The sequence below is a fragment of the Streptomyces sp. ICC1 genome, from assembly GCF_003287935.1.
Classification (GTDB): Bacteria; Actinomycetota; Actinomycetes; order Streptomycetales; family Streptomycetaceae; genus Streptomyces; species Streptomyces tritrimontium.
The window spans coordinates 7079717-7092310 of sequence record NZ_CP030287.1; the positions used below are offsets into that span (position 1 = coordinate 7079717).

Consider the following 12594-nt stretch of genomic DNA (forward strand, 5'->3'; position numbering starts at 1 on the left):
CCACAGCACTAGCCACCAGCCTGCTGCCCGGCCTGGACCGCGCCGCCCACGTCCGCGCCGCCCTGGAGGAGACCGCGGCCGGAACCTGCGCCGAGCCCGGTTCCGCCGGCCTCGCCACCCCCGCGTCGGCGGACCGCGCCTCAGCGGCCCGTAACCACCCCTACGCGGATGCCAGGAACTCGGTGACGAGCGCCGCCCACTCCTGCGGGAGCTCGACGAACGGCAGGTGCCCGGTGGGCAGTTCCGCCCACCGAGCCCCCGGCAGCGCGTCCGCCACCGCCCGCTGGAGCTCCAGCGGTACGAGGCGGTCGGCGGTGGTCGCGATGACCAGCGCCGGTACGTCCACCCGCGCGAGGTCGGCGCTCACGTCGGCCCCCCGCACCAGTGCGGCATGGTCCCCGCCGCCGGGCGGGAAGGACGCGGCGGTCGCCCGCACCACGTCCTCCACCTGCTCGGTGGTCAACGCCTCCAGCGCGTGCGGGCTGAGGGTGAGGGGTACGAGGAGCCGCGCGAGCAGCTCGCCCTCCCCGCGCCGGGCCAGCTCCGACCAGAGGCCGGCGACGAGGTCGAGCCACCGCCCGGACCGGGCGAACGTGGCGGTGAGCACGAGCGCGGTGACCCGCTCGGGATGCCGGGCGGCGATGCGTGCGGCGACGTTCCCACCGAGCGAGTACCCGAGGACGGCGAACCGCTCCAGCCCCTCGGCGTCGGCGGCCGCGACCAACTGATCGGCGAGCTCGTCCAGTTCGAGCGGCTCCGTGGCGCGCGGGGTGCCACCCGTACCGGGGTAGTCGACGCCGACGACGCTGTGGCCGACGGCGAGGGCATCGAGGATCGGACCGAAGTTCGATTCGACCGAACCGCCCCCGCCATGGGCGAGGAGGAGGCCGGGTCCGCCGCTCTCCTTGCGGACGGTGCGGGCGTAGGTGCTGTTCAGTGCGGTGCTCATGCGGGATCCCCCTAAGTTCCGTAGCGATCGCTACAGAAAGAACCGTACCCAATTAAACTAACGATCGCTACAGAACTCTGGATTTTGTACGGGCGCCGTACGGGTCGACGGTGCGTCAGACGCCTCCCGCCCGGGGATGTCGCACGCATGGCAGACGACAACAAGCCCCAGCGGAACGTCTCATGGCGAGTCCTGGGCGCACTGGCCGCGCATTTCCGCAGGCAGGCGGGCTACACCCAGGCGAGCCTGGCGGAGCACCTGCACATCGACCCGGAGACCATCGGCTCCATGGAGCAGGGCCGTCGGCTCCTCCAGCCGCGCATGGCGGCGACGCTCGACGAACTGTTCGAAACGGGCGGCTTGCTGAGCATGTCGCTGGCGAAGATCCCGAAGCGGGAGCGGTACCCGGCGTTCGCGATCGACTTCTTCACGCACGAAAGGAGTGCGGTGAGCCTGTTCTCGTACGAGAACTCGGTGATCCCAGGATTGCTCCAGACCCCGGAGTACGTGGCGGCGGTGTTCGGCTGTCTGTACCCACCGATGACCCCGGAGGAGATCGAAGTCCAGACGGCCACCCGGCTGGGTCGCCAGTCCATGCTGGCCCGCAAGCCATGGCCGCCGATGATGCACTACATCGTGGAGCAGACCGTCCTGGAGCGCCCCATCGGCGGACGTGAAGTCCTCCGGGCCCAGCTCCGCCACCTGCGCGAACTGGCCGAATTGCCCTTCCTGGGACTCCAGATCATGCCGACAGGCCGCGAGACCCACGCGGGTCTCAACGGGCCGATGGTGCTAGTGGAGACCGTCGACCACGACCAGCTCGTCTACCTCGAAGGACCCCGAGTCAGCTTCCTACTGGACGACCCCGAGGACGTCCATCCGATCACTCTCAAATATGGGATCCTGCGAAACCAGGCGCTGTCCATGGAGGACAGCAAGCGCCTGCTGGACGACCTGCTAGGAGAGTCATGACCCACGTACTGACCTGGTTCAAGTCGAGCTACAGCACCGACGAGGGCGGCAACTGCGTCGAGGTCGCCACCCACACCGCCGCCGTCCACGTGCGCGACTCCAAGGTCACCGAGGGCCCGGTCCTGACCGTGGCTCCCGCCGCCTGGGCCGCGTTCCTCGACGCCGCCTCCTAGGCAGGGCCGGGACCAGCACACCCGGTGGTCGGCGTCAGCAGGCATGACCCAAGGCCGGCCACCTGGTTTCCATTGACCGCGCGAGACCCGCGCGCGAAGCTGATCCCCACTCAAACAATTGGCGCTGGGGGGAAATTGACCAGCCAGAATCTGCACATCGGGCCGGACGCGGCAGCAGACCGCTACCGCTTGCTCCGGTCCATCGGGCGCGGCGGGGAGGCCGTGCTCTACCTCGCGGAGATCGAGCTCGCGGGCGGGGCCGAGCCCGTGGTCGTGAAGGTGCTCGACTCCAAGACAACGATCACCCCGGACGTCTTCGACCGGATCAGCCAGAAGTGGAACGAACAGGCCGAGCTGCTGCGCTTCGTCCACCGGCCCGGCGTCGTCGGCGTCCGGGAGCACTTCGAAGGGCCGCCGATCCACCGGCCCGGGGAATCCGGGACCCTGACCGGGCGCGCCCTGGTCCTGGTCATGAACCACGTCGACGGGCTGGACCTGCGGGACTGGCGGGCCGAGCGCACCCTCTCCACCGCCGCCGAGCGGCGCGAGGTGATGCGCACGCTGGAGCAGCTGGCCGACGTACTGGACTGGCTGCACTCGGGGAAGGCCACCCCGTCCGGGCGCCAGGTGATCCACGGCGACCTGTCGCCGGGCAACGTCATGGTCGACGCCCACGGGCAGGCCACGCTGGTGGACTTCGGCCTCAGCAAGCTGACCGCCGACCACCAGACCGCGGAGGTCTGGTTCACCCCGGGCTACGCGGCGCCGGAGGTCTTCGACGGCAAGCGGACCCCGGGCGCGGACCGGTACGCCTTCGGGGCCATCGCGTACTTCCTGCTGACCGGGGAATCGCCTCCGGCGACCCCCGACCTGCTGGCCGGCGCCCTCACCGGGCTGCCGCAGATCGCCGTTCTGGACGCGGAGCAGCGGGAGCGGATCGCCTCGATCTACGCCTCCGACCCGCTGAAGCGTCCGGTGAACCTGGCGGCCTGGATGAAGGACATCCGCCGCGCGGTGGTGTCCACCACCACGTCCACCTCGCAGCGTGCGGTCCCGGTCGCGCCGCCGGCCCCGGTCACGCCTCCGGTTCCGGTCGCACCTCCGGTTCCGGTCGCACCACCGACCCCTGCGGTGGCCCCGGCCGTGGCCCCGGCCGTGGCCCCGCCGAAGCCCGGGGCCGCGCCCCCGCTGCCGCCTGAGCGGCCGGCCGTCCCGGTGGCGGCTCCGCAGCAGCCCCCGCGGCAGCCGGCGTACACACCACCGCCCACCGAGCCGGTGTACTCCCCGCCCCCGGTCCAGGCGAGCGTGCCGCAGGGGTACGGTCCCGCGCCCGCGGCCGAGTCCCCTACGGAACCGGCGTCCGCGCCGCCCCCGCGCAAGAAGCGGCGGACCGGGCTGGTGCTCGGCGCGGTGCTGGCGGTGCTGGTGGTGGCGGCCGGTGCGGTGGTCGGCGTAAAGCTGCTGGGGGACAAGAAGGACGCGGACGGCTCGGACACGGCGGCCGGTGGGGACAAGGCGGCCTCGTCGTCCTCGACACCCGGGAGCCCGACGCCCACCCCGACGCCCAGCTCGTCCGCGTCCGCGTCCGCGTCCGCATCCGCATCCGGCGGCCCGACGGTCCGGCCCACGGCGACGGGTTCCCAGCCCCCGTCGGGGGTCGCGCCGGGGGTCAACTCCGCCGATCTGACCGTCATGAGCCCGGTATCGGACTTGGGTGGGTTCGAGGTCCGGCCGGCCAAGATCGACACCAAGGAGTACGGGGCGGCGTTCGTCGCGGAGCGCCGCTGCTACAGCGACACGTACACGGAGTTCGACCTCAACCGCGCGTGGCAGAAGCTGGACCTCATCGTGGGGATCGACGACGGCTCGACCAACGAGAAGGGGCGGATCAGCATCTCCCTCGACGGCCAGCCCGCCGCCTTCTCCGAGCTCGTGCAGCTGGGCAAGCCGATCACCCACACCGTTGACGTGAGCGGCGCCCTGCGGCTGCGGATCAAGGTGGACAAGGGGTGCGACAACGGCACCGTCGTCATCGCCGCCCCCGTGCTCAAGCGCTAGTGCGGTGACCGGACGGAACACGGCGGCCCCGCACCGGAGAACCGGTGCGGGGCCGCCGCGTACGTACGGTGGGGCTATTCGGAGACGCCCAGGCGCTCCAGGATGAGCTCCTTGACGCGCGCCGCGTCGGCCTGGCCGCGGGTGGTCTTCATGACCGCTCCGACCAGCGCGCCGACCGCCGCGACCTTGCCGCCGCGGATCTTGTCGGCGATGCCCGCGTTGCCCGCGATGGCCTCGTCCACGGCCGCGCCGAGCGCGCCCTCGTCCGAGACGACCTTCAGGCCGCGCTTCTCGACGACCTCGTCCGGGGTGCCCTCGCCGGCGAGCACGCCTTCGAGGACCTGACGGGCCAGCTTGTCGTTGAGCTCACCGGACGCCACCAGGGCCGCGACGCGCGCGACCTGGACGGGGGTGATGGGCAGCTCGTCGACGACGACGCCCTGCTCGTTGGCGTTGCGCGCCAGCTCGCCCATCCACCACTTGCGGGCGGCCGTCGAATCGGCGCCGGCCTCGATGGTGGCGACGATGGAGTCCACCGCGCCCGCGTTGAGGATCGACTGCATGTCGTGCTCGGTGACGCCCCACTCCTGCAGGAGGCGGTTGCGGCGCACGCGCGGCATCTCCGGAAGACCGGAGCGCAGCTCCTCGACCCAGGTGCGGGCCGGGGCGATCGGGACCAGGTCGGGCTCCGGGAAGTACCGGTAGTCCTCGGCGTTGTCCTTGATGCGGCCGGCCGTGGTGGAGCCGTCCTCCTCGTGGAAGTGCCGGGTCTCCTGCACGATCGAGCCGCCGGAGGAGAGCACCGCCGCGTGGCGCTGGATCTCGAAGCGGGCGGCGCGCTCGACGGAGCGCAGCGAGTTGACGTTCTTCGTCTCGCTGCGGGTGCCCATGGGCACCTCGGGGCTCGTGCGCAGCGACAGGTTGACGTCGCAGCGCATCTGGCCCTTGTCCATGCGGGCCTCGGAGACGCCGAGCGCCTTGATGACCTCGCGCAGCTCGGCGACGTACGCCTTGGCGACCTCGGGGGCCCGCTCGCCGGCGCCCTCGATCGGCTTGGTGACGATCTCGATGAGGGGGATGCCGGCGCGGTTGTAGTCCAGCAGGGAGTGGGACGCGCCGTGGATGCGGCCGGTGGCGCCGCCGACGTGCAGCGACTTGCCGGTGTCCTCCTCCATGTGGGCGCGCTCGATCTCCACGCGGAAGATCTCGCCGTCCTCCAGCTGGACGTCCAGGAAGCCGTTGAAGGCGATCGGCTCGTCGTACTGGGAGGTCTGGAAGTTCTTCGGCATGTCCGGATAGAAGTAGTTCTTCCGGGCGAAGCGGCACCACTCGGCGATCTCGCAGTTCAGCGCGAGACCGATCTTGATGGCCGACTCGATGCCGATCTCGTTGACGACCGGCAGCGCGCCGGGCAGCCCGAGGCAGACCGGGCAGGTCTGCGAGTTGGGCTCGGCGCCCAGCTCGGTCGAGCAGCCGCAGAACATCTTGGTCTTCGTGCCGAGCTCGACGTGGACCTCAAGGCCCATGACGGGGTCGTACGACGCGAGGGCGTCCTCGTACGACAGCAGTTCGATGGCAGTCACAGTGGAAATTCCCTCTCAGCCCAGCAGGACGTCGTCGTCGCCGAGACGCTTCAGCTCGCGGTACAGGATCGCGAGGCCGGTGACGATGGCGGCGGCGGACACGACGGCGTCGATCAGCTTCAGCGTGTCGTGCTCGGTGCGGGCCTTCTTCGCCTGCTTGACCACGCTGAGGACACCGAAGGCGGTGGTGCCGATCGACAGGTACGTACCGGACTTGGACTTCCTGAAGCCCTTGGCCTTGGACAGCGCACTCGTATTGGAACTCACAGCGACGGAGCCTCCTCAAGCAGCGGGTGGCCCCAGCGCTCGACGAAGGCGGCCTCGACTGCGGCCCCCACCTTGTACAGGCGGTCGTCCTTCATCGCCGGGGCGATGATCTGGAGCCCGACCGGGAGACCGTCCTCCGGGGCCAGGCCGCAGGGGAGCGACATGGCGGAGTTGCCGGCCAGGTTGGTCGGGATGGTGCACAGGTCCGCGAGGTACATGGCGAGGGGGTCGTCGGTGCGCTCGCCGATGGGGAAGGCGGTCGTCGGCGTGGTCGGGGAGACGATCACGTCGACCCGCTCGAAGGCCTTCTCGAAGTCCTGCGTGATGAGCGTGCGGACCTTCTGGGCGGAGCCGTAGTACGCGTCGTAGTAGCCGGAGCTGAGCGCGTACGTGCCGAGGATGATGCGGCGCTTGACCTCGTCGCCGAAACCGGCTTCGCGGGTCAGGGCGGTGACGTCCTCGGCGGACTTGGTGCCGTCGTCGCCGACGCGCAGGCCGTAGCGCATGGCGTCGAAGCGGGCGAGGTTGGACGAGCACTCGGACGGCGCGATCAGGTAGTACGCGGCCATCGCGAGGTCGAAGGACGGGCAGTCCAGCTCCACGATCTCGGCGCCGAGCTCCTTGAGGAGGGCGACGGACTCGTTGAAGCGCTGGACGACGCCGGCCTGGTAGCCCTCGCCGGCGAACTGCTTGACCACGCCGACGCGCATGCCGGCGACGGAGCCGTTGCGGGCCGCCTCGACGACCGGCGGGACCGGGGCGTCGATGGAGGTCGAGTCCATCGGGTCGTGGCCGGCGATGACCTCGTGGAGCAGGGCCGTGTCCAGGACCGTGCGGGCACAGGGGCCGCCCTGGTCCAGGGAGGAGGAGAAGGCGACCATGCCGTAGCGGGAGACCGCGCCGTACGTGGGCTTCACTCCGACGGTGCCGGTGACGGCCGCGGGCTGGCGGATGGAGCCGCCGGTGTCCGTGCCGATGGCGAGCGGTGCCTGGAAGGCGGCCAGCGCGGCCGCGGAGCCGCCGCCGGAGCCGCCGGGGATCCGGGTGAGGTCCCAGGGGTTGCAGGTCGGCCCGTAGGCGCTGTTCTCGGTCGAGGACCCCATGGCGAACTCGTCCATGTTGGTCTTGCCGAGGATGACGACGTCGGCTTCCTTCAGCTTGCGCGTCAGGGTGGCGTCGTAGGGCGGGATCCAGCCTTCGAGGATCTTCGATCCGACGGTGGTCGGGACCCCGACGGTGGTGAAGATGTCCTTGAGGGCGAGCGGGACGCCGGCCAGCGGGCCCAGCTTCTCGCCGCGCTCGCGCTTGGCGTCGACGGCGCGGGCCTGGGCCAGCGCGCCCTCGCGGTCGACGTGCAGGAAGGCGTGGACCTTCTCGTCGGTCGCCTCGATGCGGGCCAGGTGGGCCTCGGTGACCTCGACGGCCGTGAGGACGCCGTTGGCGATCTTCTCGGCGGTCTCGGCGGCGGTGAGCCTGATGATGCTGTGCTTGTCGGTCATGTTGTTAGTCCTCCCCCAGGATCTGCGGCACCTTGAAACGCTGCTGCTCCTGGGCGGGAGCGCCGGAAAGCGCCTGCTCGGGGGTGAGCGACGGACGGACCTCGTCCGCGCGCATGACGTTCGTCAGCGGCAGCGGGTGGGAGGTCGGCGGGACGTCTTGGTCGGCGACCTCGGAAACGCGGGCGACCGCGCCGATGATGTCGTCGAGCTGTCCAGCGAAGTGGTCGAGCTCTTCGCTCTTCAGCTCCAGACGTGCCAGCCGAGCGAGGTGGGCGACCTCCTCGCGCGTGATGCCAGGCATGCAGCGATCCTCTGGGGGTTCGGGTGTGTAGGTTTCGGCCCCAATCCTATGGGGCCCGGCCCCCCGCCGACGCCCCGGTCTTCCCGGGGATCTGTCTCTCATACCCACCTGACGCTGACGACGAACTCCTCCGCGTAGGTCTACGGCGCTGCGGCTGCCTCACCATGAAACCCGGCAGTCCTTCGTTACCCTGCGGTGAACCCTGGCCCGCACAAGGAGGAACGCCCGGTGGCGCACGAGCCCCATCCGCAGCCCCCCGACGAGCTCGACGCCGAAGCGGTGCGCACCTGGAGCTCGCTGGCCTTGGCCGCACTGGGCCGGGCCCGCGAGGACATCGACGCGATCAACGTCTATCCCGTCGCGGACGCCGACACCGGCACGAACCTCTACCTGACCGCCGAATCGGCCGACCGCGAGCTCACGGAAGCCTTCGCCGGAGTGACGGACGGCACGGCGGCAGCCTCCCTGCCGCGGGCCGTACGGGCCTTCGCGCACGGCGCCCTCATAGGCGCCCGGGGCAACTCCGGCACGATCCTCGCGCAGCTGCTGCGCGGAGTGGCCGACGTACTCGGTGACGAGCCCGCCGGGCGGGGGCCCGCCCGGCTGCTCGCGCAAGCGCTGCACCGGGCCGCCGAGGAGGCGTACGAGGCCGTCGCGCACCCGGTGGAGGGCACGATGCTCACCGTCGCCACCGCCGCCGCGCAGGCCGCCGCGGTCGCCGAGGCAGCCGCCGGGAGCGCCGCCGACGTGGCCCGCGCCGCCTACGACGGCGCCCGCGCGGCCCTGGAGCGGACCCCCGGGCAGCTGGCCGTGCTGGGCCGGGCCGGAGTGGTCGACGCCGGGGGCTGCGGACTCGTCGCGGTCCTCGGGGCCCTGTGGCAGGCGCTATCCGGGCAGGAGCCGGCCCCCGAGCCGGTGCGCGGGCGGATGAGAGCGCCGGACCCCTGCGCCCAGGAGGGGGCCGGGCCCGGGTACGAGGTGGTCTACCTGCTGGAGGCCTCCGACGCGGCGGTCGGGGAGCTGCGCGCGCGGCTCGACGGACTCGGCGACTCCCTGGTGGTGGTCGGCGGCGACGGCCTGTGGAACGTCCACGTGCACGTCGACGACCCCGGCGCCGCCGTGGAGGCCGGCGTGGTCGCGGGGCGCCCGTACCGGATCCGCATCACGCACTTCGGCGACGAGCGCCGCCGGGCCCGCGGCGAGCGCGTCCAGCGGGCCGTCGTCGCCGTGGTCCAGGGCGAGGGGCTGGCCGTGCTGTGCGAGGAGGCGGGCGCCACCACCGTGCTCGCCCGGCCCGAAGCGCCGCCGGCCGCCGCCGAACTGGCCGACGCCATCCGCCGGGCGCACGCCCGCGAGGTGGTGCTGCTGCCCAACGGCGCCGAACTGCGCGCGGTGGCGGCCGCCGCGGCCGAACAGGCCCGCGCCGACGGCGTACGGGTCGCCGTGATCCCCACCCGCTCCGAGGTCCAGGGCCTGGCGGCACTCGCCGTGCACGACTCGGACGGCACCTTCGACGAGGACGTGGTCGCCATGACCGCGGCCGCCGGAGCCACCCGCTACGGCGAACTCGCCGTCGCCGAACGACAGTCCTTCACCTCGGCCGGCATCTGCCAGGCCGGGGACGTGCTCGGGCTCATCGACGGCGACGTCGTCGTCATCGGCGACGGCCTGGCCCAGACCGCCGAGGCCGTCCTGGCCCGGATGCTCGGATCCGGCGGCGAACTCGTCACCCTGGTCCTGGGCCCCGAGGTGCCGGACGCGCTGGCCGAGCGGCTGGAGGCGTACGTCCAGCACGGGCACCTGGCCGTCGACACCGTCACCTACCGGGGCGGACGCTTCTCGGCCCCGCTGCTCATCGGGGTGGAATAGCCGGGTTGTCGGCGCCATGGTGTGCAATGAACACGTGCCCGCGCTCGACGAAGACCTCAAGAAGACCCTCGGCCCCGCCACCGCCAAGGTGCTGGCCGAGCAGCTCGGCCTGCACACGGCCCTGGACCTGCTCCACCACTACCCGCGGCGGTACGCGGAGCGCGGCGAGCTGACCTCCCTGGCCGAACTCGCCGACCAGATCGACGAGCACGTCACCGTGGTCGCGCAGGTCGCCGACGCACGGCTGATGACCTACCAGGGCAGCCGCGGCGGCGGCAAACGCCTCGAAGTCACCATCACCGACGGCAGCGGGCGGCTCCAGCTCGTCTTCTTCGGCTCGGGCGTCCACAAACCGCACAAGGACCTGCTGCCCGGCAGCCGCGCGATGTTCGCGGGCAAGGTCGGGATGTTCAACCACAAGCTCCAGCTCGCGCACCCGGCCTACGAGCCGCTCGGCGCGGACGCCTCCGACCGGGACGCGGCGACCGCCTTCGCGAGCCAGCTCATCCCGATCTACCCGGCCTGCGCGAAGCTGGAGTCCTGGAAGATCGCCAAGTGCGTGGACGCGGTGCTCCCCACGGCGCAGGAGGTCGTCGACCCGCTGCCGCCCGCCCTGCGCGAGGGCCGCGGACTGGTCCCGCTCACCGAGGCCCTGCTGAAGATCCACCGCCCGGCCACCAAGGCCGACATCGAGGACGCCCGCCAGCGCCTCAAGTGGGACGAGGCCTTCGTCCTCCAAGTCGCCCTGGCCCGCCGCCGGCACGCGGACACCCAGCTGCCGGCCGTCCCGCGCCGCCCCGCCCCCGGCGGCCTGCTCGACTCCTTCGACGCCAAGCTCCCCTTCACGCTCACCGAAGGCCAGGAGTCCGTCTCGAAGGAGATCTTCGACGACCTCGCCACCGACCACCCCATGCACCGCCTCCTCCAGGGAGAAGTGGGAAGCGGGAAGACGATGGTCGCCCTGCGGGCGATGCTCGCCGTCGTGGACTGCGGCGGGCAGGCCGCGATGCTCGCGCCCACCGAGGTGCTCGCCCAGCAGCACCACCGGTCCATCACCGAGATGATGGGCGAGCTCGCCGAGGGCGGGATGCTGGGCGGCTCCGACCGGGGCACCAAGGTCGTGCTGCTCACCGGCTCCATGGGGATGCCCGTGCGGCGCCGGGCCCTGCTCGACCTGGTCACCGGCGAGGCCGGGATCGTCATCGGCACCCACGCGCTGATCGAGGACAAGGTGCAGTTCCACGACCTCGGCCTGGTCGTCGTCGACGAACAGCACCGCTTCGGCGTGGAACAGCGCGACGCCCTGCGCTCCAAGGGCAAGCAGCCCCCGCACCTGCTCGTCATGACCGCCACCCCGATCCCGCGCACGGTCGCCATGACCGTCTTCGGCGATCTGGAGACCTCCGTACTGGACCAGTTGCCGGCCGGCCGCTCGCCGATCGCCACCCACGTGGTGCCGGCCAAGGACAAGCCGCACTTCCTGGCCCGGACCTGGGAGCGGGTCCGCGAGGAAGTCGAGAACGGCCACCAGGCGTATGTGGTCTGCCCGCGCATCGGTGACGCCGCCGACGAGGCGGACGGCCCGAAGAACGGCAAGGGCGCCAAGGGCGCCAAGAAGAAGGCGGCCACGGCCGCGGAGGACGGCGACAAGCGGCCGCCGCTCGCGGTCCTGGAGATCGCCGAACAGCTCACCCGCGGCCCCCTCGCCGGACTCTCCGTCGAGGTGCTGCACGGGCGGATGGACCCCGCCGACAAGGACGACGTCATGCGCCGCTTCACCGCCGGCGAGGTCAAGGTGCTCGTCGCCACGACCGTCATCGAGGTCGGGGTGAACGTCCCGAACTCCACCGTCATGGTGATCATGGACGCGGACCGCTTCGGCGTCTCCCAGCTCCACCAGCTGCGCGGCCGCGTCGGCCGCGGCTCCGCCCCCGGACTGTGCCTGCTGGTCAGCGAGATGCACGAGGCCAGCCCCGCCCGCGCCCGGCTCGCCGCCGTCGCCGCGACCCTGGACGGCTTCGAGCTCTCCCGCATCGACCTCGAACAGCGCCGCGAGGGCGACGTGCTGGGCCAGGCCCAGTCCGGCGTCCGCTCCTCGCTGCGCATGCTCGCGGTCATCGAGGACGAGGAGGTCATCACCCAGGCCCGCGAGGAGGCCACCCGCGTGGTCGCCGAGGACCCCGAGCTCGCGGACCTCCCGGGCCTGCGGACCGCCCTGGAGGCACTGCTGGACACCGAGCGCGAGCAGTACCTGGAGAAGGGCTGACGGGTACGACCTATCGTTGAAGGCCTGCACACCTCCCCGCCCGCCTCGACGAAGGACCCCAGATGACCCGCGTGATCGCCGGAAGCGCCGGCGGGCGACGCCTCGCCGTACCGCCCGGCACCGGCACCCGCCCCACCTCGGACCGGATGCGCGAAGGCCTCTTCTCCACCTGGGAGTCGCTGCACGGAATCGAGGGGGCCCGCGTGCTCGACCTCTACGCCGGCTCCGGCGCCGTCGGACTCGAGGCGCTCTCCCGCGGCGCGGGCCACGCGCTGCTGGTCGAGCCCGACGCCAAGGCGGCCAAGGCCATCCGGGACAACATCAAGGCGGTCGGGCTGCCCGGCGCCGAGTTCCGGGCCGGCCGGGCCGAGCAGATCGCGGCCGTACCCGCGCACGGGGAGCCGTACGACGTGGTCTTCCTGGACCCGCCGTACGACGTCGAGCACGACGATCTTCGCGAGATCCTGCTCACACTCCGGTCCAATGGCTGGCTCACCGGCGATGCGCTCGTCACCGTGGAGCGCAGGACGAGGAGCGGCGCCTTCCCGTGGCCCGAGGGCTTCGAGGCGCTCCGGTCCCGGAAGTACGGCGAGGGCACCCTTTGGTACGGTCGCGCCGCCTTCACCAGCGAAGAGTCATGAAGCCCGCCACCGGGAG

The 12594-nt window shown here is 71.9% G+C and carries 11 protein-coding genes; 6 read left to right on the forward strand and 5 right to left on the reverse strand.

Annotated features, from left to right (window positions below; genetic code table 11):
- Window positions 1–160: 160 nt before the first annotated feature.
- Window positions 161–949 carry an alpha/beta fold hydrolase gene (locus DRB96_RS33115; RefSeq protein ID WP_112451767.1) on the reverse strand — a complete coding sequence of 263 codons (789 nt, stop codon included), beginning with the start codon at window positions 947–949 and terminating at the stop codon, window positions 161–163.
- Window positions 950–1096: 147 nt separating this feature from the next.
- Between DRB96_RS33115 and DRB96_RS33120 the strand changes: the two genes are divergently transcribed.
- From DRB96_RS33120 to DRB96_RS33130, 3 genes are all read left to right on the forward strand, one after another.
- Window positions 1097–1921 (forward strand): helix-turn-helix transcriptional regulator, encoded by an 825-nt coding sequence (locus DRB96_RS33120; protein WP_112451768.1) that lies wholly within the window; start codon window positions 1097–1099, stop codon window positions 1919–1921.
- A complete protein-coding gene (locus tag DRB96_RS33125) occupies window positions 1918–2094 on the forward strand; it encodes a DUF397 domain-containing protein (RefSeq protein WP_112451769.1) in 177 nt (58 codons plus the stop codon). The genes DRB96_RS33120 and DRB96_RS33125 overlap by 4 nt, the downstream gene beginning before the upstream one ends.
- Before the next feature lie 135 nt (window positions 2095–2229).
- Complete coding sequence (locus tag DRB96_RS33130) at window positions 2230–4152, forward strand: protein kinase (protein WP_162688814.1); 1923 nt, start codon at window positions 2230–2232, stop codon at window positions 4150–4152.
- A gap of 74 nt (window positions 4153–4226) precedes the next feature.
- Here the strand turns inward: DRB96_RS33130 and gatB are convergent, their stop codons facing one another.
- The 4 genes from gatB to gatC are packed head-to-tail and all read right to left on the reverse strand — an operon-like array spanning window position 4227 to window position 7802.
- The gene (gene gatB / locus DRB96_RS33135) at window positions 4227–5735 is read right to left on the reverse strand and encodes an Asp-tRNA(Asn)/Glu-tRNA(Gln) amidotransferase subunit GatB (protein ID WP_112451771.1); all 1509 of its coding nucleotides are present in this window, start codon (window positions 5733–5735) and stop codon (window positions 4227–4229) included.
- A 15-nt stretch (window positions 5736–5750) separates the two neighbouring features.
- On the reverse strand, window positions 5751–6002 hold the full coding sequence (locus tag DRB96_RS33140) for a hypothetical protein (RefSeq protein ID WP_112451772.1): 252 nt from the start codon (window positions 6000–6002) through the stop codon (window positions 5751–5753).
- Complete coding sequence (gatA, locus tag DRB96_RS33145) at window positions 5999–7501, reverse strand: Asp-tRNA(Asn)/Glu-tRNA(Gln) amidotransferase subunit GatA (RefSeq protein WP_112451773.1); 1503 nt, start codon at window positions 7499–7501, stop codon at window positions 5999–6001. Before gatA ends, DRB96_RS33140 begins: the two co-directional genes overlap by 4 nt.
- A 4-nt stretch (window positions 7502–7505) precedes the next feature.
- Entirely contained in the window at window positions 7506–7802 is a 297-nt protein-coding gene (gene gatC / locus DRB96_RS33150) for an Asp-tRNA(Asn)/Glu-tRNA(Gln) amidotransferase subunit GatC (protein WP_007266718.1), read from the reverse strand.
- 228 nt (window positions 7803–8030) lie between these two features.
- Between gatC and DRB96_RS33155 the strand changes: the two genes are divergently transcribed.
- The 3 genes from DRB96_RS33155 (at window position 8031) to rsmD (ending at window position 12578) form a co-directional block, all read left to right on the forward strand.
- Window positions 8031–9671, forward strand: a complete 1641-nt coding sequence (locus tag DRB96_RS33155; protein WP_112451774.1) for a DAK2 domain-containing protein — start codon at window positions 8031–8033, stop codon at window positions 9669–9671.
- 16 nt (window positions 9672–9687) lie between these two features.
- Window positions 9688–11937 (forward strand): ATP-dependent DNA helicase RecG, encoded by a 2250-nt coding sequence (recG, locus tag DRB96_RS33160; protein WP_112451775.1) that lies wholly within the window; start codon window positions 9688–9690, stop codon window positions 11935–11937.
- A gap of 62 nt (window positions 11938–11999) precedes the next feature.
- On the forward strand, window positions 12000–12578 hold the full coding sequence (gene rsmD / locus DRB96_RS33165) for a 16S rRNA (guanine(966)-N(2))-methyltransferase RsmD (RefSeq protein ID WP_112451776.1): 579 nt from the start codon (window positions 12000–12002) through the stop codon (window positions 12576–12578).
- The last annotated feature ends 16 nt before the right edge of the window (window positions 12579–12594 follow it).

What these genes read in the sequence shown, in the direction of transcription:
- DRB96_RS33120 (WP_112451768.1), top strand. Translation starts at nt 1,097, where the DNA reads ATGGCAGACGACAACAAGCCCCAGCGGAACGTCTCATGGCGAGTCCTG.
- rsmD (WP_112451776.1), top strand. Translation starts at nt 12,000, where the DNA reads ATGACCCGCGTGATCGCCGGAAGCGCCGGCGGGCGACGCCTCGCCGTA.
- DRB96_RS33115 (WP_112451767.1), bottom strand. Translation starts at nt 949, where the DNA reads ATGAGCACCGCACTGAACAGCACCTACGCCCGCACCGTCCGCAAGGAG.
- gatC (WP_007266718.1), bottom strand. Translation starts at nt 7,802, where the DNA reads ATGCCTGGCATCACGCGCGAGGAGGTCGCCCACCTCGCTCGGCTGGCA.
- gatA (WP_112451773.1), bottom strand. Translation starts at nt 7,501, where the DNA reads ATGACCGACAAGCACAGCATCATCAGGCTCACCGCCGCCGAGACCGCC.
- recG (WP_112451775.1), top strand. Translation starts at nt 9,688, where the DNA reads ATGGTGTGCAATGAACACGTGCCCGCGCTCGACGAAGACCTCAAGAAG.
- DRB96_RS33125 (WP_112451769.1), top strand. Translation starts at nt 1,918, where the DNA reads ATGACCCACGTACTGACCTGGTTCAAGTCGAGCTACAGCACCGACGAG.